Source organism: Cellulomonas sp. P4_D11, from assembly GCF_056401915.1.
This window is the reverse complement of sequence record NZ_JBFUIK010000013.1, coordinates 26,610-47,438: the sequence shown is the minus strand read 5'-3', so window position 1 is coordinate 47,438 and position 20,829 is coordinate 26,610. Positions and strand designations below refer to the sequence as shown.

Annotated in this window: 19 protein-coding genes; 13 read left to right on the top strand and 6 right to left on the bottom strand. The window is 73.4% G+C overall.

The window, feature by feature from the left end; translation table 11 throughout:
* The first annotated feature begins 93 nt into the window (after nt 1-93).
* The gene (locus AC1DT4_RS10115) at nt 94-294 is read left to right on the top strand and encodes a DUF5302 domain-containing protein (RefSeq protein WP_477089657.1); all 201 of its coding nucleotides are present in this window, start codon (nt 94-96) and stop codon (nt 292-294) included.
* 69 nt (nt 295-363) lie between these two features.
* On the opposite strand, the gene serA is transcribed toward AC1DT4_RS10115, so the two are convergent.
* Complete coding sequence (serA, locus tag AC1DT4_RS10110) at nt 364-1,563, bottom strand: phosphoglycerate dehydrogenase (protein WP_477089656.1); 1,200 nt, start codon at nt 1,561-1,563, stop codon at nt 364-366.
* 73 nt (nt 1,564-1,636) lie between these two features.
* Nucleotides 1,637-3,874 carry a HelD family protein gene (locus tag AC1DT4_RS10105; RefSeq protein WP_477089655.1) on the bottom strand — a complete coding sequence of 746 codons (2,238 nt, stop codon included), beginning with the start codon at nt 3,872-3,874 and terminating at the stop codon, nt 1,637-1,639.
* Nucleotides 3,875-4,126: 252 nt separating this feature from the next.
* Between AC1DT4_RS10105 and AC1DT4_RS10100 the strand changes: the two genes are divergently transcribed.
* The 5 genes from AC1DT4_RS10100 (at nt 4,127) to AC1DT4_RS10080 (ending at nt 8,813) form a co-directional block, all read left to right on the top strand.
* On the top strand, nt 4,127-5,305 hold the full coding sequence (locus AC1DT4_RS10100; protein WP_477089654.1) for a PP2C family protein-serine/threonine phosphatase: 1,179 nt from the start codon (nt 4,127-4,129) through the stop codon (nt 5,303-5,305).
* Nucleotides 5,293-6,870: a sensor histidine kinase gene (locus tag AC1DT4_RS10095; RefSeq protein ID WP_477089653.1), complete on the top strand. Its 1,578-nt coding sequence runs from the start codon at nt 5,293-5,295 to the stop codon at nt 6,868-6,870. Before AC1DT4_RS10100 ends, AC1DT4_RS10095 begins: the two co-directional genes overlap by 13 nt.
* A gap of 77 nt (nt 6,871-6,947) precedes the next feature.
* Nucleotides 6,948-7,325, top strand: coding sequence for a response regulator (locus tag AC1DT4_RS10090; protein WP_477089720.1), 378 nt, complete (start codon nt 6,948-6,950; stop codon nt 7,323-7,325).
* 82 nt (nt 7,326-7,407) lie between these two features.
* Entirely contained in the window at nt 7,408-8,343 is a 936-nt protein-coding gene (locus AC1DT4_RS10085; protein WP_477089652.1) for a proteasome assembly chaperone family protein, read from the top strand.
* Nucleotides 8,344-8,609: 266 nt separating this feature from the next.
* On the top strand, nt 8,610-8,813 hold the full coding sequence (locus AC1DT4_RS10080) for a cold-shock protein (RefSeq protein ID WP_028049841.1): 204 nt from the start codon (nt 8,610-8,612) through the stop codon (nt 8,811-8,813).
* Between the two features lie 42 nt (nt 8,814-8,855).
* Here the strand turns inward: AC1DT4_RS10080 and AC1DT4_RS10075 are convergent, their stop codons facing one another.
* The gene (locus tag AC1DT4_RS10075; RefSeq protein ID WP_477089651.1) at nt 8,856-9,734 is read right to left on the bottom strand and encodes a spermidine synthase; all 879 of its coding nucleotides are present in this window, start codon (nt 9,732-9,734) and stop codon (nt 8,856-8,858) included.
* 99 nt (nt 9,735-9,833) lie between these two features.
* On the opposite strand from AC1DT4_RS10075, the gene AC1DT4_RS10070 reads away from it, so the two are divergent.
* From AC1DT4_RS10070 to AC1DT4_RS10060, 3 genes are read left to right on the top strand one after another with little or no spacing between them, the layout of a single operon-like run.
* Nucleotides 9,834-10,295 carry an SAV_6107 family HEPN domain-containing protein gene (locus AC1DT4_RS10070; protein WP_477089650.1) on the top strand — a complete coding sequence of 154 codons (462 nt, stop codon included), beginning with the start codon at nt 9,834-9,836 and terminating at the stop codon, nt 10,293-10,295.
* A 22-nt stretch (nt 10,296-10,317) separates the two neighbouring features.
* Nucleotides 10,318-11,592 (top strand): DNA polymerase IV, encoded by a 1,275-nt coding sequence (locus AC1DT4_RS10065; protein ID WP_477089649.1) that lies wholly within the window; start codon nt 10,318-10,320, stop codon nt 11,590-11,592.
* Between the two features lie 40 nt (nt 11,593-11,632).
* The gene (locus AC1DT4_RS10060; protein WP_477089648.1) at nt 11,633-12,037 is read left to right on the top strand and encodes a DUF3040 domain-containing protein; all 405 of its coding nucleotides are present in this window, start codon (nt 11,633-11,635) and stop codon (nt 12,035-12,037) included.
* Here AC1DT4_RS10060 and AC1DT4_RS10055 read toward each other — a convergent pair.
* From AC1DT4_RS10055 to AC1DT4_RS10045, 3 genes are read right to left on the bottom strand one after another with little or no spacing between them, the layout of a single operon-like run.
* A complete protein-coding gene (locus AC1DT4_RS10055; protein ID WP_477089647.1) occupies nt 11,982-14,264 on the bottom strand; it encodes a transglutaminase TgpA family protein in 2,283 nt (760 codons plus the stop codon). The two genes, AC1DT4_RS10060 and AC1DT4_RS10055, sit on opposite strands and share 56 nt — an antisense overlap.
* Nucleotides 14,261-15,508, bottom strand: a complete 1,248-nt coding sequence (locus AC1DT4_RS10050) for a DUF58 domain-containing protein (protein ID WP_477089646.1) — start codon at nt 15,506-15,508, stop codon at nt 14,261-14,263. The genes AC1DT4_RS10055 and AC1DT4_RS10050 overlap by 4 nt, the downstream gene beginning before the upstream one ends.
* A complete protein-coding gene (locus tag AC1DT4_RS10045) occupies nt 15,508-16,509 on the bottom strand; it encodes an AAA family ATPase (RefSeq protein ID WP_477089645.1) in 1,002 nt (333 codons plus the stop codon). The genes AC1DT4_RS10050 and AC1DT4_RS10045 overlap by 1 nt, the downstream gene beginning before the upstream one ends.
* Before the next feature lie 358 nt (nt 16,510-16,867).
* Between AC1DT4_RS10045 and mraZ the strand changes: the two genes are divergently transcribed.
* From mraZ to AC1DT4_RS10025, 4 genes are all read left to right on the top strand, one after another.
* Entirely contained in the window at nt 16,868-17,344 is a 477-nt protein-coding gene (mraZ, locus tag AC1DT4_RS10040; RefSeq protein ID WP_477089644.1) for a division/cell wall cluster transcriptional repressor MraZ, read from the top strand.
* A 160-nt stretch (nt 17,345-17,504) separates the two neighbouring features.
* Nucleotides 17,505-18,518 (top strand): 16S rRNA (cytosine(1402)-N(4))-methyltransferase RsmH, encoded by a 1,014-nt coding sequence (gene rsmH / locus AC1DT4_RS10035; protein WP_477089643.1) that lies wholly within the window; start codon nt 17,505-17,507, stop codon nt 18,516-18,518.
* A 137-nt stretch (nt 18,519-18,655) separates the two neighbouring features.
* A complete protein-coding gene (ftsL, locus tag AC1DT4_RS10030) occupies nt 18,656-18,931 on the top strand; it encodes a cell division protein FtsL (protein ID WP_477089642.1) in 276 nt (91 codons plus the stop codon).
* A complete protein-coding gene (locus tag AC1DT4_RS10025) occupies nt 18,928-20,823 on the top strand; it encodes a peptidoglycan D,D-transpeptidase FtsI family protein (RefSeq protein WP_477089641.1) in 1,896 nt (631 codons plus the stop codon). Before ftsL ends, AC1DT4_RS10025 begins: the two co-directional genes overlap by 4 nt.
* Nucleotides 20,824-20,829 lie beyond the last annotated feature (6 nt).

Here is a 20,829-nt window from a genome sequence, read left to right as displayed (position 1 = left end):
AGAGGTGGCGCCGCGGGCCCGAGTCGGTAAGGCTGGGCGGGTCGCGGTCGCACACGTCCGTCGGCAGACAGCACCGCATCGACAGGAGACGCCATGACGAAGGACGAACAGACGGCGACCACGGAGGCGGCGGTGAGCGAGGACACGAAGGCGAAGTTCCGCGAGGCGCTCGAGCGCAAGAAGTCGAACCAGCACAGGACCGCGGACGGCTCGGCCAACACCGGACAGGTGCACGGCTCCGAGACCGCCGGCCCCTCGCAGCGTCGGTTCCAGCGCAAGTCCGGCTCCGCCTGACCTTCCGCCCCCAGACACGAACGGGCCCGACCACCGCGGTGGTCGGGCCCGTCCCGCGTCAGGGTGTCGTCAGGACAGCAGGCGTAGCCGCACGGACTCGGGCCGCGAGGACAGCGCCTCGAGCACCGCGGAGTCGACGGGCGCACCGGCGTCGGTGACCACGTAGCCGATGTCGCCGCGGGTGGCGAGCAGCTGGCCCTCGATGTTGACGCCGTGCTCGGCCAGCGTGGCGTTGACCGCGGCGAGCACGCCGGGCACGTTGCGGTGCAGGTAGGCGAGGCGGTGCACGCCGGGCTGCTGCTCGAGCGCGAGGTTGGGCAGGTTGACGCTCAGGGTGGTCGAGCCCGTGGCCAGGTAGTCGCGGACCTTGTTCGACACGAACTGCCCGATGGCCTCCTGCGCCTCCTCGGTGGACCCGCCGGTGTGCGGCGTGAGGATGACGTTGGGCAGCCCGCGCAGCTCCGACTCGAAGGGGTCGCCCTTGCGCTTGGGCTCCACGGGGAACACGTCGACGGCCGCGCCGGCCACGTGCCCGGACACGATCGCGTCGCGCAGCGAGGCGTAGTCGACGACGAACCCGCGCGACAGGTTGAGGAACACCGCGCCGGGGCGCATGCGCGCGAACTGCTTGGCCCCGAACAGGCCCGCGTTCCCGCTGCGGCCGTCGACGTGCAGCGTGACGATGTCGGCCGTCTCGAGCAGCTCGTCGAGCGTGTCCATCCGGCGGGCGTTGCCCAGCGAGAGCTTCTCCGCCGTGTCGTAGAAGACGACCGACATGCCGAGGTTCTCGGCCAGGACGGACAGCTGCGTGCCGATGTTGCCGTAGCCGATGATGCCGAGGGTCCGGCCGCGGATCTCGTGCGCGCCGGTGGCCGACTTGTTCCAGATGCCGTCGTGCATGGCACGGTCGAGCTCGGTCTGGCGGCGGGTCAGCGAGATGATGTCCGCGATCGCGATCTCCACCACCGAGCGGGTGTTGGAGAACGGCGCGTTGAACGAGGCGACGCCGCGCGCTGCGGCCTCGGCGAGGTCGATCTGGTTGGTGCCGATGCAGTAGGCGCCGATGGCCACCAGGGAGGGAGCCTGCGCCAGCACCTCCGCGGTGACGTGGGTCTTGGACCGGATGCCCAGCAGGTGCACGCCGTCGAGGGCCTCGATGAGCTCGGTCTCGTCGAGCGCCCCGGTGCGGGTCGTCACGTCGAAGCCGGCCGTCTCGAGGATCGAGCGAGCCTGGGGGTGGAGGTTCTCGAGGAGCAGGGCCTTCAGCACGCCCCTATGGTGCGCCTCACAGCGGCCACGGCCCACACCGGTCCGGCCCTCGGACACGCGTGAGACGGCCGGCTCAGCGCTCCGGTGCCCACCCGCGGGGGAGCGGGCGGTCGTGGAACACGTGCAGCGCACGGGTCGGCCGGGTCATGGCGACGTACAGGTCGCCGGCGCTCGCCTCGAGGACCTCGGCGGGCTCGACCAGCACGACCACGTCGAACTCGAGTCCCTTGGCCTCGCGCGGGCTGAGGACGACGAGCGGCGCGTCGAGGTCGGCGGCGCTCGACCCGGTCCCGAGCGCGGGCCGCTGACCGGCCGCCCGCAGGGCGTCGGCGATCGCCTCGAGCCGCGCGTCGACCGCGACGACCGCGATGCGCCCGGCTCCGGAGGAGTCCGTGACGTCCGCGACGAGCTTCTCGGTGCGCTCGACGACGGCGGCGACGAAGTCGGACCGCTCCTCGACCACCAGGGAGTCGTCCACGTCGCGGGCGGACGTGAGCGGGCTCACGGGCAGCCCGGCCGCGACGGCGACCCGACGGGCGGTGTCCGCCACCTCGGCGGGCGTCCGGTAGTTCACGGTGAGCTCGTTGAGCCGCCAGGACGTGCGCAGCACGGGGTCGAGCTGGGCGGCCCAGCTGTGCGCGCCGGCGGTCGCCGTGGTCTGCGCGACGTCGCCGACGATCGTCAGCGACCTCGTCGGCACCCGCCGCAGGAGCGAGCGCCACGCCATGGCCGAGAGCTCCTGCGCCTCGTCGACGACGACGTGGCCGTAGGTCCACGACCGGTCGGCCGCGGCGCGCTCGGCGGTGGTCAGGGTCGGGCCCGTGACCGCGAACCGGTCCGCCAGCATCTCGGCCGACACCATCCCGCCGCTGCCCGTCGACTCCAGCACCTGCCGGGCGTAGGCGAGCTCGGAGGCGCGCCGCTCGGACGCGGCCCGAGCCTCCGCGCGCGCGGCCTGGTCGTCCTCGCCCAGCAGCTCGGCGGCCTCGTCGAGGATCGGCACGTCGGCCGGGGTCCAGGGCGCGTCCGCGTCCCGCACGAGCATCGCGCGCTCCCGCGGCGTGAGCTGCGGCGCGGCGGACTCGAGCCGGTGCGGCTTGGACCACAGGTCCGCGACGAGCTTCTGCGGCGTGATCGGCATCCAGGCCAGGTTGAGGGCCACCCGGATCTCGCGGGTGGTCCGCAGCTCCTCGATGATCTCGCCGCGCTCGTCGGCCGGCACGTCCCCGCCCAGCTGGACCACGTACTGCTCGGCGAGCCGGGCCAGCATGTCGCGCACGAACGAGACGCGCGCCTGGTTGTGCGGCTTGTGGTTGCGCCGCGCGCGGGCCATCGCGGACGCGATGTCGGCGGGCCGGATCACCAGGTCGTGCCCGTCGACGCGGACCTGGACCGGCTGCGTCGGGATCCGCTCGCGGTCGCGCACGGCCCGGGCGACGACGCCGCCCCACAGCGCGCGCCCCTTGAGCTCCGCGACGGCCTCGTCCTCGGTCGCGGTCGCCTGGAGGCCGGGGTACAGCTCCGCCACGGTGGTCGTGACGACGCCGGTCTCGCCGAGCGACGGCAGGACCTGGTCGATGTAGCGCAGGAACGTCCGGCTGGGTCCGACGAGCAGGACCCCGGAGCGCTCGAGCAGGCGGCGGTGCGCGTAGAGGAGGTAGGCGGCGCGGTGCAGCGCCACGGCGGTCTTGCCGGTGCCGGGGCCGCCCTGCACCACGAGGGCTCCGCCGAGCTCGGAGCGGATGATCGCGTCCTGCTCGCCCTGGATGGTGGCGACGATGTCGCCCATCCGGCCCGTGCGCCCGGCGGCGAGCCCGGCCAGCAGCGCGCCCTCGCCGGACAGGCCGCTCAGGCGCTCGCCCGAGTCGTCGGTAAGCAGGTCGAGGTCGAGCACCTCGTCCTCGACGCTGGTGACCGTGCGCCCGCGGGTCACCACGTGCCGACGTCGCACGACGCCGTCGGGGTGCGCCGCCGTCGCCCGGTAGAACGCCTGGGCCGCCGGTGCGCGCCAGTCCGTGAGCAGCTGGGACTGCTCCTCGTCGGTCAGCCCGAGCCGGCCGATGTAGCGGCGCGTGTCGTCGTCGAGGTCCAGCCGGCCGAACACGAGGCGCTCCTCGACCGCCTCGAGCTGCGCGATCCGGTCCTCGTAGAGGGTTGCGAACGCGTCGCGCTCGCTGCGGTTCTGCGGGGAGCCCGACGGGCCCTCCCGCCGGACGTCTGCCAGCCGTGCCCGCATCTGCGCGCGCAGGTCGTCGAGCCGCCCGTACAGCTGGTCGACCACCCGCTGCTCACCGGTCAGCTCGTTGTCCATGCCTGCCACCTGGGCGATCTCCGTTCCGCCGGGGCGACCCGGCCGTGCGTTGCGACGCTCCTGCGCCGGCCGAGGAACGGCGCGGCGCGCGGAGCGGCCGTCCATTATCCGTTGTCGGGGGCCTCGCTGCACACGCCCGTCCGGGTGGGTCCGGCCGGGAGCGGGTGAGATGGCGCGCAGAGGCCGGGCGCGCACCCTACGCTTCGGGTGTCCTGTCGAGCAGTGGCGGGCGAGCGGCCGGAAGGAGGCCCGTTGAGCGAGGCACGCACCGCGGCGCCCCGCGGCACCGAGACGGTCGGCGCGCCCATCCGGCTGCTGCTGGTCGAGGACGACGAGGGCGACGCGATCCTCGTCCGCGAGCACCTCGACGACGCAGGCCTTCGCGTCGACCTGACGTGGGTGCGGACGCTGGACGAGGCGATCGACCGGCTCGACGTGGACCTGGTCCTGCTCGACCTGGGCCTTCCCGACGCGATCGGGATCGCCGCCCTCGAGCGCCTGCTCGGCGCGGGGGCACCGGCCGTCGTCGTGCTCACCGGGCTGTCCGGTACCGACGTCGGAGTGGCCGCCGTGGCCGCCGGGGCGCAGGACTACCTGGTCAAGGGCGAGGTGGACGGGGAGCTGCTCGGGCGCTCGATCCGGTACGCGATCCAGCGCCGCCGGCTCGAGGACACCGACCGTGCCCTGTACCGCAGCCTGGTCCGGGCCGAGGAGGTCAACCGGCTCGAGCGCGCACTGCTGCCGACGCCGTCGGTCGTGGACCAGCACCTCGAGGTGCGGGTCGGCTACCGGGCCGGGCGCGACGGCGTGCTCGGCGGCGACTTCTACGACGTGGTCGAGCGCTCGGACGGCTCGGTCCTCGCACTCGTCGGCGATGTCTGCGGCCACGGTCCCGACGAGGCCGCGCTCGGTGCCACCCTGCGCACGGCCTGGCGGACGCTTGTCCTCGCGGAGGTGCCGACGGTCCAGATCCTCGGGCTGCTCGAGCGGGTCCTGATGTCCGAGCGTGCCAGGCCGGAGATCTTCACCACGGTCTCCATGCTCGACGTCGCGGCGGACCGCGGGTCCGTCGACCTCTACCTGGCCGGCCACCCCGTGCCGCTGCTGCTCGGGACGCCGTCGACGCTGCTGCCCACGCACGGCCGGGGCCGCGCGCTCGGGATCCCGGTCAGCGGGGGCTGGGAGCCGGTGCGCCTCGAGCTCTCCGCGTCGTGGCGCATCCTGCTGTACACGGACGGGGTCCTGGAGGCCACCATCCAGGGCAGCGCCGACCGCGTCGGCAAGACCGGCCTGCTGCGGATCGTCGACGGCGTCGTCGGCTCGGCGCCGCAGGACGAGCTGGTCGACCGCGTGCTGCACGACGTCCGCGCGCTGCACGGCGGCGACCTCGTCGACGACGCCGCCGTGGTGGTCCTCGGATGGTCCGCGTGAGCGGTGGCACGACGCCCGCGCGGCGTTCCTCGACCCTGCGCCGACGCCTGCGCACGGTCATCATCGCGGCCGGCGCCGCGCTGGCCGTCGTCGTCCTCGGCGCCGCCTTCGTGCTGGTCCGGCTGGTCGACCGGCAGGAGGCGGTCACGCAGACCTACTTCGACGCCATCACGCTGGCCGACGGCGCCTACATCCAGCTCATCGACGCCGAGACCTCGGTCCGCGGGTTCGCGCTCACGGGCGACCCGATCACGCTCGAGCCCTACGACCGCGCCATCGCCGACGACCTGTCGTTCCGCAGCCTGGCCGCGCAGGCCGCCGAGGGCGACGACGAGGAGGTCGCGGCCGCCGCCCAGGCCGCGGCGGACGCCGCCAGGACGTGGAACGAGGAGTTCGCCGTCCCGGTGATGGCCGAGGTCCGCGCGGGCGGCAAGGGCGCGGTGACGTCCGACGAGATCGAGCAGGGTCGGGTGCTCTTCGACCAGGCGCGCGGGGCCGCCGAGGCCTACACCGACCTGCTGCGCGAGCGCCGCGCCGACGCCCTCGACGAGCTGCACGTGTGGACCACGATCGCGGGAGCGACCGTCGGGCTGCTGGTGCTGGCGGCCGTCGCGCTGGGCATCGCCCTGTGGGTCACCCTGCGGCGCTGGATCCTCGAACCCCTCGACTCGCTGGCCACCGACGCGCGGGCCGTCTCCTCGGGCGACCTGTTGCACCCCGTCGAGACCGTCGGGCCGGGGGAGATCGCGGCGCTCGCGGGCGACATCGAGACGATGCGCGTGGCGCTCGTCGACCAGCTGACCGTGCTGGAGGCCTCGCGGGCCGAGATCGAGCTGGCCCACGAGCAGCTCACCGAGCAGGCCGAGGAACTGCGTCGCTCGAACCGGGACCTCGAGCAGTTCGCCTACGTCGCGTCGCACGACCTGCAGGAGCCGCTGCGCAAGATCGCGAGCTTCACGCAGCTGCTGCAGAAGCGCTACGGCGGGCAGATGGACGAGCGCGCCGACCAGTACATCGCCTTCGCCGTCGACGGTGCCAAGCGCATGCAGCGGCTCATCCAGGACCTCCTGGGCTTCTCGCGCGTCGGGCGGGTCGGGGGAGAGGTCACCGACGTCGACCTCGGCGCAGCGCTCGCGGCCGCGGTCGACAACCTGAGCGAGTCCATCGAGGAGTCCGGCGCGGTGGTCACGCACGGCGAGCTCCCGGTGGTCCGCGGCGAGGAGCCGCTGCTGGTCCAGCTCTTCCAGAACCTCGTCGGGAACGCCGTGAAGTTCCGCGACCCGGAGCGCGCGCCGACCGTTCATCTGAGCGCGCGCCGCGTGGCAGACTCCTGGGAGCTCGAGTGTCGAGACAACGGCATCGGGATCGACGAGCAGTACGCGGAACGGGTGTTCGTCATCTTCCAGCGGCTGCACGCCAAGGACGTCTACGAGGGCACCGGCATCGGGCTCTCGTTGTGCAAGAAGATCGTCGAGTTTCACGGCGGTCGCATCTGGATCGAGCAGCCCGACGGCGAGGGCACCAGCATCCGCTGGACCCTCCCCGCTGCCGACGACCGAGCCTGAAACGGAGAGCCCCTGTGCCCACGAGCACCAAGATCATCGACGTCCTCCTGGTCGAGGACGACCCGGGTGACGTCCTGATGACCCGCGAGGCGTTCGAGGACAACAAGCTCCGCAACCGTCTCTCCGTGGTCTCGGACGGTGTCAGCGCGCTGGAGTTCCTCCGCAAGGAGGGCGAGCACGCCGAGGCCCCCACGCCCGACCTGATCCTGCTCGACCTCAACCTGCCCAAGATGGACGGCCGCGAGGTCCTGCAGGCTCTCAAGGCCGACGCCGACCTGCGCTCCATCCCGGTCGTCGTCCTGACCACGTCGGAGGCCGAGGAGGACGTGGTGCGCAGCTACTCGCTGCACGCCAACGCCTACGTCACCAAGCCCGTGGACTTCGACCGGTTCATCGAGGTCGTCCGGCAGATCGACGAGTTCTTCGTCGAGGTCGTCCGGCTGCCGGGTCGCTGAGCCGCTCGGCCGCCGGGCCGGGAAGAACTCGCGCGGGGTCGGCGTTGTCCCCGGTAACCCGGACGGAAGTGAGCACAACCCCATGCTGAACCCGAGCGAGATCTACGACGTCGACCCCGAGGTCGCCGCCCAGGTCGAGGCGCGGACCGTGAACGGCGCCGGTCCCGTGCTCGTGCACGCCGTGCGCGGCTTCGTGGACGCGGGCAACGCCGGTCAGCTGGCCGCCGAGCACCTGGTCGACGAGCTGCCGACGACGCGCCTGGCCACCTTCGACGTCGACCAGCTGCTGGACTACCGGTCGCGACGGCCGGTCATGACCTTCGACCAGACCACCTGGGCCTCCTACGCCGAGCCCGAGCTCGTGGTCGACCTGGTGCAGGACGCGACCGGCGTGCCGTTCCTGCTCCTGCACGGCGTCGAGCCCGACGTCCAGTGGGAGCGCTACGTCGCCGCGGTGCGGCAGATCGTCGAGCGGTTCGACGTCCCGCTGACGGTGGGGCTGCACGGGATCCCGATGGGCATCCCGCACACGCGGCCGCTGTCGGTCACGGCGCACGCCACGCGGCCCGAGCTCGTCGCCGACCACACCTCGTGGTTCGGCACCGTGCAGGTGCCGGCGAGCGCGAGCGCGCTGCTGGAGCTGCGCCTCGGGCAGTCGGGCCACGACGCGGTGGGCTTCGCGGTGCACGTGCCGCACTACCTGTCGCAGTCGGCGTTCCCGCAGGCCAGCCAGGCCGCGCTGACCAACGTCGAGCGCGCGACGGGGCTCGACCTGCAGGTCGGGGCCCTGACCGCCGCCGCGCAGGAGGCCATGTCCGAGATCGAGCGGCAGGTCTCGGGGTCCGACGACGTCGCCGCCGTGGTGCACGCGCTCGAGGAGCAGTACGACTCGTTCACGCGCAACATCGGCCGGACGAGCCTGCTCGCCGGCTCCACGGACCTGCCGACGGCCGACGAGCTGGGCGCCGAGTTCGAGCGCTTCCTGGCGCAGCAGGGCGACGACGGTCCGGCGATCTGAAGCCCGTCGCCTTTACCAGATCGTTGTCAAAGCGTGTGCGCCGGAAGGGCGAAACCGTGGCGCCACCTGCGGGCCCGATGTAAGGATGCACACGTTGCATTGCAGTGACGTACTCGCTTGACCGGCGTCGTCACCCGGGCCCAGGCCCGGGGGTCGGTTCCGACCAGCCGCTCGCGGCTGGGCCACCCGGTGCAGGACGTGAGGCATTGCGGCACGGTGCGGGCAGAAGGCCGGCGCTGTCACCGGATGGACAGAAGGAAACGAACATGGCACAGGGTGCTGTCAAGTGGTTCAACGCTGAGAAGGGCTACGGGTTCATCGCCCAGGACGGCGGCGGCGCCGACGTCTTCGTCCACTACTCCGCGATCGACTCCTCGGGCTACCGCAGCCTGGACGAGGGCCAGCGCGTCGAGTTCGAGATCACGCAGGGCGCCAAGGGCCCGCAGGCCGAGAGCGTCCGCCCGCTCTGATCTGACTCCAGAGGGCCGCACCCGCTCGGGTGCGGCCCTTCGTCATGCCACGGGGTCGGTCAGCGCGGACGCCCTGCCGACGAAGACCGCGACGTCGTCGCCGTGCAGCAGCCGTGCGGGCGCGGGGAGGCTGCGGACGGCCCGCGCGAGCGTGGCCGACCCGAGGAGCTCCGGGTCGTCGGTCGCGGCGAGGACGACGTTGCCGTACCCGCGGCCGCGCAAGAGGCCGGGCTCGGCGACGACCGCGACGTCGGCGAACGCCTCGCGCAGGGTCGCCACCTCGGCCCGCGCCCCGGCGAGCGGGGGTCGGTCGGCGCAGTTGACGAGGTAGGCCCCGCCCGGACGCAGGACCCGGGCCACGTGCGCCACCATCTCGCGCGTGCGCACGTGGTCCGGCGTGGTGTCACCGGCGAAGACGTCCCGCACGACGACGTCCGCCGACGAGTCGGCGAGCTTCTCCAGCTCCGCGCGCGCGTCGCCCGCGCGGATCCGCAGCGCGGGGGAGCGCGGCAGGTCGAACCACCCGCGGACCAGCTCCGGCAGCGACGTGTCCAGCTCGATCGCGAGCTGGCGCGAGCCGGGTCGCTCCGCGTCGACCGCCCGGGCGAGGGCACAGCCCGCGGCGCCCAGGTGGACCAGGTCGAGCGGCCCGCCCGCGTCGCCGACCCGGTCGATCACCGCGGCCATCTGCTGCATGTACTCGAACACCAGCCGCGTCGGGTCGGCCAGGTCCAGGTAGGAGCTCGGCACGCCGTTGACCAGCACCGTCACGCCGTCCGGGTCGTCGAGGTCGCGGACCAGCTCGACGGTGCCCGTGGCGATGGGCAGGGGCCCCGTCGGCCACAGCGCGCGCACGCCCGTGCGTGTGGGTGCCTGGTGCGAACCTGGGCTGCGTCGGGCGGAGCGGTCGCGGGCAGCCATGGCGCCCACGCTACGGGCCTGGGCCAGGGCTTGACGGCATCGAACAGGTGTTCGATACTGAGGAGACGGATCGGCGAGCACGTGGAAGGGGACGGCGGCATGGACCAGCGGCTGGCGCAGCACGGCACGGGCGGCACGATCACGGAGGCGCCGGTCCCGGCGCGCGTGCTCGAGCTCCTCGGGCGCGCGGACGCCGAGCTGCTCGCCGCGCAGTTCTCGCCCGAGCCCTGGGAGCAGCTCTCGCACGCGCACCTCGCCGCGCTGCGCGCCGGCGCCGCGGTCGTGGCCTTCCGCGGGACGCCCTCGGGCCGCGGCGCGCCGCGCACGGTGTGGGCGATGCTCGGCATGGTCGCGCCGGAGCTGGGCTCCTGGTCCACCTACTTCGCCGAGGCTGCCCCGCTGCGGTCCGCGGTCGACGCCGGACGGTTCGAGCTGGTCGGTCCGCAGCGCGGCGAGGAGGCGGTGTGCGCCGCCGAGGACTTCGTCGACGCGGCACGCCGGCTGGTGCACGGTGGCGCGGACGCGGTGGCCGGGCGGTCGCTGAGCCTGCGGGCGTCGTGAGCACCGGCGGCGGGGCCTCGGCATGAGCCGCGGGCCCCGGTCGTCCGAGGCGAAGCGGGACTGGGGTCGCGAGGAGCTCGGCTGCTCGATCCTGCACGTCGACATGGATGCGTTCTTCGCCTCCGTGGAGCTCGCGCGGCGCCCGCAGCTCCGCGGGCTTCCCGTCATCGTCGGCGGCGCCACGCGCGGCGTCGTGCTCGCGGCGACCTACGAGGCCCGCGCGTTCGGGGTGCACTCGGCGATGCCGATGTCGGTCGCGCTGCGGCAGTGCCCGCACGCCGTCGTCGTGCCGCCCGACCACCACGCGTACCACGAGGTCTCCACGGGGGTCATGCAGGTGCTCGGCGACATCACCGCGCTGGTCGAGCAGGTGAGCGTCGACGAGGCGTTCCTCGACGTCGCCGGGGCTCGGCGGCGGCTCGGGCCGCCGACCGTCATCGCGCAGCTGATCCGCCGCCGGGTCCGGGAGCAGTTCGGGATCACGTGCTCGGTCGGCATCGCGTCCACCAAGTTCGTGGCCAAGCTGGCCTCCGGGCACGCCAAGCCGGACGGCGTCCTGCTGGTCCCGCGGGCCGCCACGGTCGACTTCCTGCGCGTCCTGCCCGTCGGTGCGCTCTGGGGGGTGGGTGAAAAGACGGAGGCGGCGCTGGGGCGGTGGGGGATCCGGACCGTGGCCGAGCTGGCGGACAGCGACGTGTCCACCGTGCAGCACGCGGTCGGCAAGGTGGCGGGCGCGCACCTGTTCGACCTGGCGTGGGGGCGTGATCCGCGGCCGGTGCGGCCCGGTCGGGAGGAGAGGTCGCTCAGCGCGGAGGAGACGTTCCCGGTGGACGTCGCGGACCTCGCGGTCGTGCAGGAGAAGGTCCGGGAGCTGGCGGACCGGTGCGCGGTCCGGTTGCGCAGGAACGGGCTGGTCACCCGCACGATCACGGTCAAGGTGCGGACGTCGGACTTCCGCACGCTCACCCGTTCGCGCACCCTGCTGACGCCGACGGACGTGGGCCGCGAGCTGTTCCTGGCGGCGCGCGAGCTGCTCGCCGGCGCGGATCTCGGGGGGCTTCCGGTGCGCCTCGTCGGGGTCCGGGCGGAGGGGCTGTCACCTGCGGCGTCGACCGTCCGGCAGCCGACGCTCGAGGAGGCGTCGGACGAGCCGTCGCCCTCGCGCAGGGACGCCGAGCGGGTCATGGACGTGGTGCGCGAGCGCTTCGGCCGGACCTCGATCCAGGCCGGGCCCCCACAGCCGGGAGGAGTATCCTCACGGTCGACTACCACCTTCGTTCCGGCGGATCTATCCTGAACCGGAAGACAGGTCCACATAGCTGACAACGGGGGTCAGGATGCCTCTCTCGGAGTACGAGCAGCGCGTGCTCGAGCAGATGGAACGGCAGCTGACTTCTGACGATCCTCGGCTCGCGAACACGCTGACCCAGCGCGGGCACCGCCCGTTCGGCCGATACGTCATCGCGGGAGCTGGTGCGTCCGTCGGTCTGCTGCTGCTCGTGCTCGGTGCGGCGAACAGCCGGGCCTGGCTGGGCGTCGTCGGCTTCGTCGTGATGTTCGCCGCGGTGGCGTTCGCGTTCGCGGACCCCCGTCGCGGGTCGGGCCGTCGCTCGGGGCCGCAGGGCGTCGTGCAGAGCGACGGCCAGGTCAAGCCGGCAACGCCGCCGGCTCGTCAGCGCAGCAGCTTCATGAGCCGTCTCGAGGAGCGGTGGGAACGGCGCCGCGGCGAGAGCGGTCGCTGAGCAGCGTCTCGACGCCGCTCATCATCTCGTCCACCCACCCGGCCAGCACGGCCGGGTCCACGTCGGGCTGCTGCGGCGCGTAGCGCTCGCGCTCGACGGTGCGCGCCAGCGCCTCGAGTGCCGCCGCGGGCTGACCCGCCAGCTCCGATCCGGCCGCCTGACGCAGCTGCTCCTGCACCGAGACCACGACGGTCCGGGGCGTGTCCGAGTCCGTCCACGTGATCCCGCGGGCAGAGAGCCGCTTGCGCGCGCGCAGCCAGGCACGCTCGGGCGTCAGGTCGGCGCGGAACCGGGTGCGGCGCCGGACGACGGCCAGGCCGAACGAGGCGAGTGCCAGGACGATCGCGACCGTGATCGCGACGGGCAGCAGGGCGCGACCGGTGTCGTCGGTGGAGGTGGTGGACGACTGGTCGCCCGGGGCGGTTGTGGCGGTCACGCCCGGACGTGAGCTGGGCACGAGGTTGTCGGGCTGGCTGGCCGGCGCCGAGATGCCGGCGAACGGGTCGCTCCACCGGGGCGGGGCGCCGGTCTGGACGGCGGGCGTCGGCTCGAACCGCACCCAGCCGTAGCCCTCGAAGAACAGCTCGGGCCAGGCGTGCGACTCGTGACCGGTGACGACGAAGGAGCCGTTGCGGTCGGACTCGCCGGGCAGGAAGCCGACCCCCACGCGGGCGGGGATGCCCAGCGAGCGGGCCATCATCGCCATCGAGGTGGAGAACTGCACGCAGTAGCCGCGCTTCGACTGCAGGAAGTCCCAGACGGCGTCGTCGGACCGCGACGGGGCCACGCGGACGTCGTAGGTGAAGTTCGTCGTCGCGCGGAAGTACGTCTGCAGGGCCATGGCCTGTTCGTACGGGGTCGTGGCGTCGGCCGTGATCTCCTGCGCGAGAGCGGTGATGTCCTCCGTGTGGTCGGTCTCCGGGACGGCGAGCGTGGCGCCGTCGTCGTCCGGGTCGCCCACCTCCGCGTCCGCGAGGTCGTCCGCCGTGAGGGACGGGACCTCCACGGTCATGGCGTACGTCATGCCGTCGAAGGTGCTGCGGCCGCCCACGACCTCGTCGCGCGCGGTGTCGTACTGCCACGTCCCGGGGACCTCGACGGTGCGGGGGAAGGTGCTGACCGGCAGCCGGCGCTCGCGCAGGGCGGCGACCTCGACCTGCACGTCCGCGAGCCTGCCGCGCTCGGCATCGGGCGTCGTGCCCCGGATGCTCGGGTCCGACGACAGGAGGGTGGCCGGGTCCCAGGTGACCAGGTCGACGGACTCGGCGCGGTCCCAGGTCCGGCCGTCGAACGTGGTGAGCGTGAAGGCGCGCAACGGCCCGACGTCCGAGGCCGTGACCGCGGAGGTGGGGGCCGGCGCGGGGGTGGCGCCGTCGGCCGGCGGGTCGGCGACGGGCGGGGTGACCGAGTACCGCAGGACCACCTGCCCCGAGCGGGAGCCGAGGCTCTCACGCAGGTCGAGCTTGTCGCTCAGCGACATGGGTCCGACGGGACCGCTGCCGAAGCTGGGCATGCTCATCGAGGCCCAGCCGGGGAACGCCGCGACGGCAGGCCCGGCGAGCAGCGTGGCGACGATGAGCGAGAGCGAGCACAGGATCGCGACGGAGATCCGCCGCCCGCGGTCGCTGTGGGCGGACGCCGGAGCGGCGCTCAGCGCGAGCAGGAGCAGGTACAGGAACGCGGTCCACGCGATCGCCCACCCGCTCGCGGGGAAGCCGAGGACGATCGCGGGGATCCACAGCGTCGCGAAGAAGACGCCGGCGAGCGCCGGCACGCCGAGGCCGATCGCGACCAGGTCGGCGAGCAGGAAGACGGCGACGGCGCCCACGACGACCAGGAGCTCGGCGGGGCGGACGCCCGCCATCGGCACCAGGGAGGCGTTGATCACCGCGACGCCCTCGCGGGCGGTGGCGAGGGTCCGGTCGAGCGACCCGGCGTCCGGGAGGACCTGGAGGCGGCCGGGGGGCGCGCCGTAGCGGACCAGGATGATGCCGAGCGCGACGACGGTGCCCGCGAGCGTGGGTGCCCACCACGACCGGGTCACCGCGCGCACACCGATGACGACCGCGGCGACGAGGAGCACGATCACCCAGGCCGCGACGAGCCAGGACCCGCGCACCATCAGGCCCGTCAGCGCGAAGAGGCTGGCGCAGGTCGCGGCGGCGACCAGCGCGGAGCCCAGCGCCGAGCGGGGGCCGCGCGGGATGCGCTGCGGGCGGCCGGTCACTGGGCCGACCCCAGGAGTCGCAGCCAGCAGTCGACGATCGGCTCGCCCGGCGTCACCCGGCAGGCCCGCCAGCCGGCTCGGCGCAGGGCCTTGATCGTGTGCTCGGCCTCGGCCTCGTGCGCCAGCGTCTCCGCACGGACGACGGCCCAGGCCTGCGCGTTGTCGGCCACGTGCGCGAGGGCGGCCCGCGAGGAGGCGCCGAGGGGACCGAGCACGGCGAGGACGATCTCGCCGCCGGCGTCGGTGGTCTGCAGCAGGTGGGCCGCGGCGACCAGCTCGGCCTCGCCGATCGCCGCCGTGCGCGGCGCCTCGAGGTCGATCGTGCGGTCGAGCACGGCGTTGCGGGCGCCCGGTCCGGTGCGGTTGTGCACGAACGCGAGCGGGTAGACGGACGCGTCCTCCCGCAGGCCGCTCACGAGGCGCACCGGGTGCCCGCCGTCGAGCATGGCCAGCGACATCGAGGCGGCCAGCGAGATGGACCACTCGAGGCTGGCGGTCCGCGCCGGCAGGTCCAGCAGGACGGAGACGGGGCGCATGCCGGCGCGCTCGTCGGAGCGGACCATGAGCGCACCCTTGCGAGCGCTGCTGCTCCAGTGCACGCGGCGCAGGTCGTCACCCTCGCGGTAGTCGCGCAAGGAGGCGTCGTCGGTCGACGGCGTGCGGGCGCCCAGGGCGACGCGGTCGGGCTCGCCCACGAGCACGTCGGAGGGAGTCGGGAGCGGGACGACGGCGGGCCACACCGAGACCTCGGCCTGCTCGCCCAGGGTCGCGGAGGTGCGGACCACGCCGAACGGGTCGCTGCGGGTCACGACGAGCGGACCGAGCGGCCAGCGCCCGCGCCGGGCGGCCTGCACCGCGTACGTGACGGTGACCCGACGGGGGGCGCGGGTGACGCGCGCCCGCAGCGGGCGGCCGCCGGACAGCTCCGTGGCGGCCTGCTCGGCGAACTTCAGGCCGGCCAGCCGGACGCGCGCGGCGGGGTCGGTCGCAGCGATGGTGACCTCGATCTGCGCCTCGTCGCCCGCGTGCACGGGGTTCGGGGTGGCCCGACGCTGCACGCTGAGGCGGTGCTTGCCGCGGCCCGGGTCGAGCAGGCCGACGCCCACCGCCGCCCCGGCGACGAGCAGGAGCGCGAGCGTGCCGATCCGGACCAGGTCGACGGCGCCCAGGACCACGCCGAGCTGCAGCGCGAGGAGACCGGCGACGCCGATCGCCCAGCCGCGCGGGGTGGGCCGGAGGCGCATCAGCCGATCGCGCGGCGCGAGCGCGCGGTGCCGGCCGCAGACGGCAGCGGGATCCGGTCGAGGATGTCGGTGACGATGTCCGACGTGCTGCGGCCGGACAGGCGCGACTCGGTGCTGGGCAGCAGGCGGTGCGCGAGGACGGGCACGCCGAGCTGCTGCACGTCGTCGGGGAGCACGTGGTCGCGGCCGTCCATCGCGGCGAGCGCCTTGGCGGCCCGCAGCAGCTGGATCGCCGCGCGGGGGGACGCGCCGAGGCGCAGGCCCTGGTCCTCGCGGGTCGCGGTGACCAGGTCGACCACGTAGCGCTTGATGCTGGGGGCCGCGAAGAGCCGTCGGGTGGTCTCGATGAGGGCCTTGACCTGCGCGGCGTCCGTGACGGGCCGCAGCGTGTCCAGCGGGTCGGAGGTCTCCTGCAGGTCGAGCATGTCGAGCTCGGACTCGATGCTCGGGTAACCGACCGTCAGGCGGGCCATGAACCGGTCGCGCTGAGCCTCGGGCAGCGGATAGGTGCCCTCCATCTCCACGGGGTTCTGCGTCGCGACGACCAGGAACGGCCGGGGGAGCGGGTAGGTGCGGCCGTCGACGGTCGCCTGCGCCTCCTGCATGCACTCCAGCAGTGCGGACTGCGTCTTGGGCGAGGCGCGGTTGATCTCGTCGCCGATGACGACGTGCGCGAACACCGGGCCGGGCCGGAACTCGAACTCGTGCGTCTGCGACCGGTAGATGTTCACGCCGGTCAGGTCGGACGGCAGGAGGTCGGGGGTGAACTGGATCCGGCCGACGGTGCAGTCGATGGTCTTGGCGAGCGCCTTGGCCAGGGTGGTCTTGCCGACCCCGGGGACGTCCTCGAGGAGCAGGTGCCCCTCGGCGAGCAGCACGGCGACGGTGACCCGGACCAGCTCGGGCCGACCGGTCACCACGCTCTCGACGGCGGCACGCATCTTGAGCGTGGTGTCGACGACGTCCTCGAGCTCGCTCGACGACGGGACGGCCTGCAGCATGACGCCTCCTTTGGCGGAACTGGGACCGAGCCTAAACGGCCGGGGCGCCGAGTTCATCGCCCATCGCCCCCCACTTCGCTCCACCACCCGCCCGGCCGAGCGGGCTCGCGGCTGCCGCGCCGGCCCGTGAGGGAGTGATTCGCCTGGTCAGTCCCGATTCTGCACCCTCCAACACGCCCCGGAGTGCGATCGACGCCAGATTCCCCTCCACTCCGCACCACCCGCTCTGACCTGCAGTTTTAGCCGTTCGATCGGGTGAATCATGGGTCTCTGCCCTAGCGGGTGGAGTGAAGTGGAGTACCGTGGAGGCACGTGGTGAGGCAGGGAGTCTCGCGTCGGAGGAGTGGAGGGAGGCGAGGTGTCGTATGAGTCGTCGTCCGGCGCCTTCGGTTCCTTCGCGCCCTTCCTCGGGACGTACACGCCGCGCCTGGACGACAAGGGCCGGCTCATCCTTCCGGCCAAGTTCCGCGGCCAGCTGGCTCCGGGCCTCGTGATGACCCGTGGCCAGGAGCGCTGCCTGTTCCTGCTCCCGATGGACGAGTTCCGACGCATGCACGACCAGCTCCGCCAGGCCCCGGTGACCAGCCGCCAGGCCCGGGACTACCTGCGCGTCTTCCTGTCCGGTGCCAGTGACGAGCTGCCCGACAAGCAGGGCCGCATCTCGATCCCGCCGATGCTCCGCAAGTACGCGGGGCTCGAGCGCGACGTCGCCGTCATCGGCACCGGCACCCGGGTCGAGATCTGGGACCTCACTGCGTGGGAGACGTACCTGGCCGAGCAGGAGGCCGGCTACGCCGACACCGCGGAGGAGGTCTTCCCCAACGGTCCCTTCTAGACGTAGGCCCACGAGCTCGCCCGGTGAGACCTCCTCCCGAATCTCTGCCGCACTTCCCCGGTGGCAGAGGGTCGGTGGGGGATCTGGTCGGACGGCGGAGGGGCCGCCTGACCACCAGCTTCGTAGCGCCCGCAGGGCAGAGCACAGGAGGGGAGCAGCGATGACCGAGCACACGCCAGACGACGCGGCCTCCCGGCACACCCCGGTGCTGCTGCAGCGCTGCCTCGACCTGCTGGCCCCGGCCTTCGACGTCGAGCACCCCGTGATGGTCGACTCGACGCTCGGCATGGGCGGTCACACCGAGGGCGTCCTGCAGGCGTTCCCCCACGTCCGGGTGGTCGGCCTCGACCGGGACACGCAGGCGCTCGAGCTGGCGGGGCGCCGGCTCGCGCCGTTCGGCGACCGGTTCACGGGCGTGCACGCCGTCTACGACGAGATCAACGACGTGCTCGACCGCCTCGGCATCAGGGGAGTCCAGGGCGTGCTCATGGACCTCGGCGTCTCGTCCCTGCAGCTCGACGAGCGCGAGCGCGGCTTCTCCTACTCGGCCGACGCGCCGCTCGACATGCGCATGGACGCGACGACCGGCCAGACCGCGGCGGACGTGCTCAACACCTACGACGAGCGCGAGCTCGCCCGGATCCTGCGGGTGTACGGCGAGGAGCGGTTCGCGCCGCGCATCGCCCGGGCGATCGTCTCCCAGCGGGAGCGGCGGCCGCTCGAGCGCACCGGCGAGCTGGTGAGCATCGTGCGCGCGAACATCCCGGCGGCCACGCGCAAGACCGGGGGCAACCCCGCCAAGCGGACGTTCCAGGCGCTGCGGATCGAGGTGAACGGCGAGATCGAGGTGCTCGAGCGCGCGCTGCCGCAGTCCATCGAGGCGCTCGCGGTCGGCGGCCGGATCGTCGTCGAGGCGTACCACTCGCTCGAGGACCGCGCGGTCAAGCGGGCGCTGGCCGTCGGAGCCACGTCCAGCGCCCCGCCGGACCTCCCCGTGGAGCCCGAGACCCACGCGCCGTTCCTGCGCCTGGTGACCCGGGGCGCGGAGGAGGCCGACGAGGCCGAGCTGGCGCACAACCCCCGCTCGCAGTCCGTCCGCCTCCGCGCCGCCGAGCGCGTCCGCCCCACGCCCGACCACCTCAAGCCACGCCAGACCGGAAGGAGGGCAGCATGAGCGCCCAGTCCGCTGCCCGAGCAACTGCCTACCCGGCACCGTCCCGCCCCCGCGCGGCGAGCGCGCCGGCACCCCGACTTCGCGTCGTCCGCGCGCCGGAGCACGCCAGGACGCGAGTTCCGTTCATCCTTGCCTGCATGGCCGTCCTCGCCGGAGCGCTCCTGTCCGCCCTGCTGCTCAACACCTCGATGGCGGCGAGCGCCTACGCCAAGTACGACCTGTCCAACGAGCTGGGCCGGCTGAACCAGGACCAGCAGGACCTGACCGCCCAGCTCGACGCGAAGGCGTCGCCCACCCAGCTCGCCGCGGCCGCGGCCGCCCTCGGCATGGTCCCGACGAACGGCACGGGCTGGCTGCGGCTCTCCGACGGCAGCGTGCAGGGCGCCCCCGAGCCGGCCGGAGCGGGCGGATGACCACACCGGTCGCGCGCCCGCGCGCCCGCACCGAGCAGACCGGCACGCGTCGTCCGGAGCCGACCAACCGCTCCACCGGCGCGACCGCGCCGCAGCGGCCCGGGCCGCGGACCGTCGTGGTCCCGCCCGGCACCCGCGGCGGCCGGCCGCCGCAGGGACCGGTGCAGCCGGGCTCCCGCGGCCGCATGGCCCTGCTCACGGCCCTCGTGGTCCTGGCGCTCGCCGTCTTCGGCGGGCGCCTGGTCTACGTCCAGGGGCTGCGCGGCGCCAGCATCGCCGAGGAGGCGCGCAACTCGCGGCTGGTCTCCGTCGCGCTGCTGGGCGGACGGGGAGAGATCACGGACGCCGACGGCAACCCGCTGGCGACGTCGGTCGAGCGGTACGACATCTCGGTGAACCAGCGGCTGGTCGGCGCGTTCAAGGGCACGGTCAACCCGCCGGTCCCCGACGGACCCGCGGGCGTCGCCGCCATCCTGGCGCCCCTGCTCGACATGAACGCCGCGGAGCTCGGCGGCACCCTCGTCGGCGACCGCCAGTTCGTCTACATCCGCAAGGGCGTGCTGCCCGACGTCGCGCGCGAGATCCGCAAGCTGGGGCTCAGCGGGGTCAACGTCGACCGGGTGGCGGAGCGGGTGTACCCGAACAACACGCTCGCCGGGAACGTCATCGGCTTCGTCAACTCGAACGGCGTGGGCCTCGCGGGGCTCGAGGCGTCACTGAACCAGCGGCTCACCGGGACGTCGGGCAAGGAGACGTACGAGAGCGGCCGCAAGGGGCAGGCGATCCCCGGCGGGTACTCGCAGGACACGCCCGCGCGGCAGGGCGACTCGGTCCAGCTCACGCTGCTGTCCGACGTGCAGTGGAAGGCGCAGTCGGCGCTCGACGCCCAGGTCGCCGCCACCGGGTCGGACTCCGGCTCCCTCATCGTCATGGACACGCGGACCGGCGAGATCTACGCGCTCGCCGACTCCGGCTCGGTCGACCCCAACCACCCCGGGGACGCCTCGGGCTCGCTCTCCAGCGCCGTCTCGGACGTGTTCGAGCCCGGCTCGACGGGCAAGGTCATCACGATGTCCGCGATCCTCGACAACAAGATCGCGACGCCCCTCTCGCAGTGGGAGGTGCCGTACACCTACTCGCCCGACGGGCACGAGACGTTCAAGGACTCCCACGAGCACGGCGTGCTGCCCCTCACGACGACCGGTGTGCTCGCCGAGTCCTCCAACACGGGGACGGTCATGATCGGCCAGAACCTGCCCGTGCAGACGCGGTACGACTACCTCGCGAAGTTCGGCTTCGGCGCCAAGACCGGGATCGAGATGCCGGGGGAGTCGAAGGGCCTCCTGCACCCCGTGGACACGTGGCAGCGACGCGACAAGTTCGCCGTCCTGTTCGGCCAGTCGGTGTCGGTGACCGCGATCCAGGCCACCCAGGTGTTCCAGACGATCGCCAACGGGGGCGTGCGGGTCCAGCCGCACATCATCAAGGGCTGGACGTCTCCCGACGGCGCCTACACGCCGGCCGCTCCGGCCGCGACGACGCAGGTGGTCTCGGCCGAGACGGCGAAGACGGTCCTCACGATGATGCAGAGCGTGGTCGACGACGGCACGGGCTCCAGCGCGCAGATCCCCGGGTACCAGGTGGCCGGCAAGACGGGCACCGCCCAGAACTGGGTGGGCGGCGTCCAGGGCATCACGGCGTCGTTCATCGGGGTGGCCCCCGCGGACAACCCGCGCATCGCGGTCGCCGTGATCCTGCACAACCCGAGGACGTCGATCTACGGCGGCACGGTCGCGGCGCCGGTGTTCTCGGACGTGGCCGGATACACGCTCAGCGAGCTCGGCGTCGCCCCCTCCGGCACCGTGGGGACGCTCTTCCCGACGACGTGGTGACGCGGT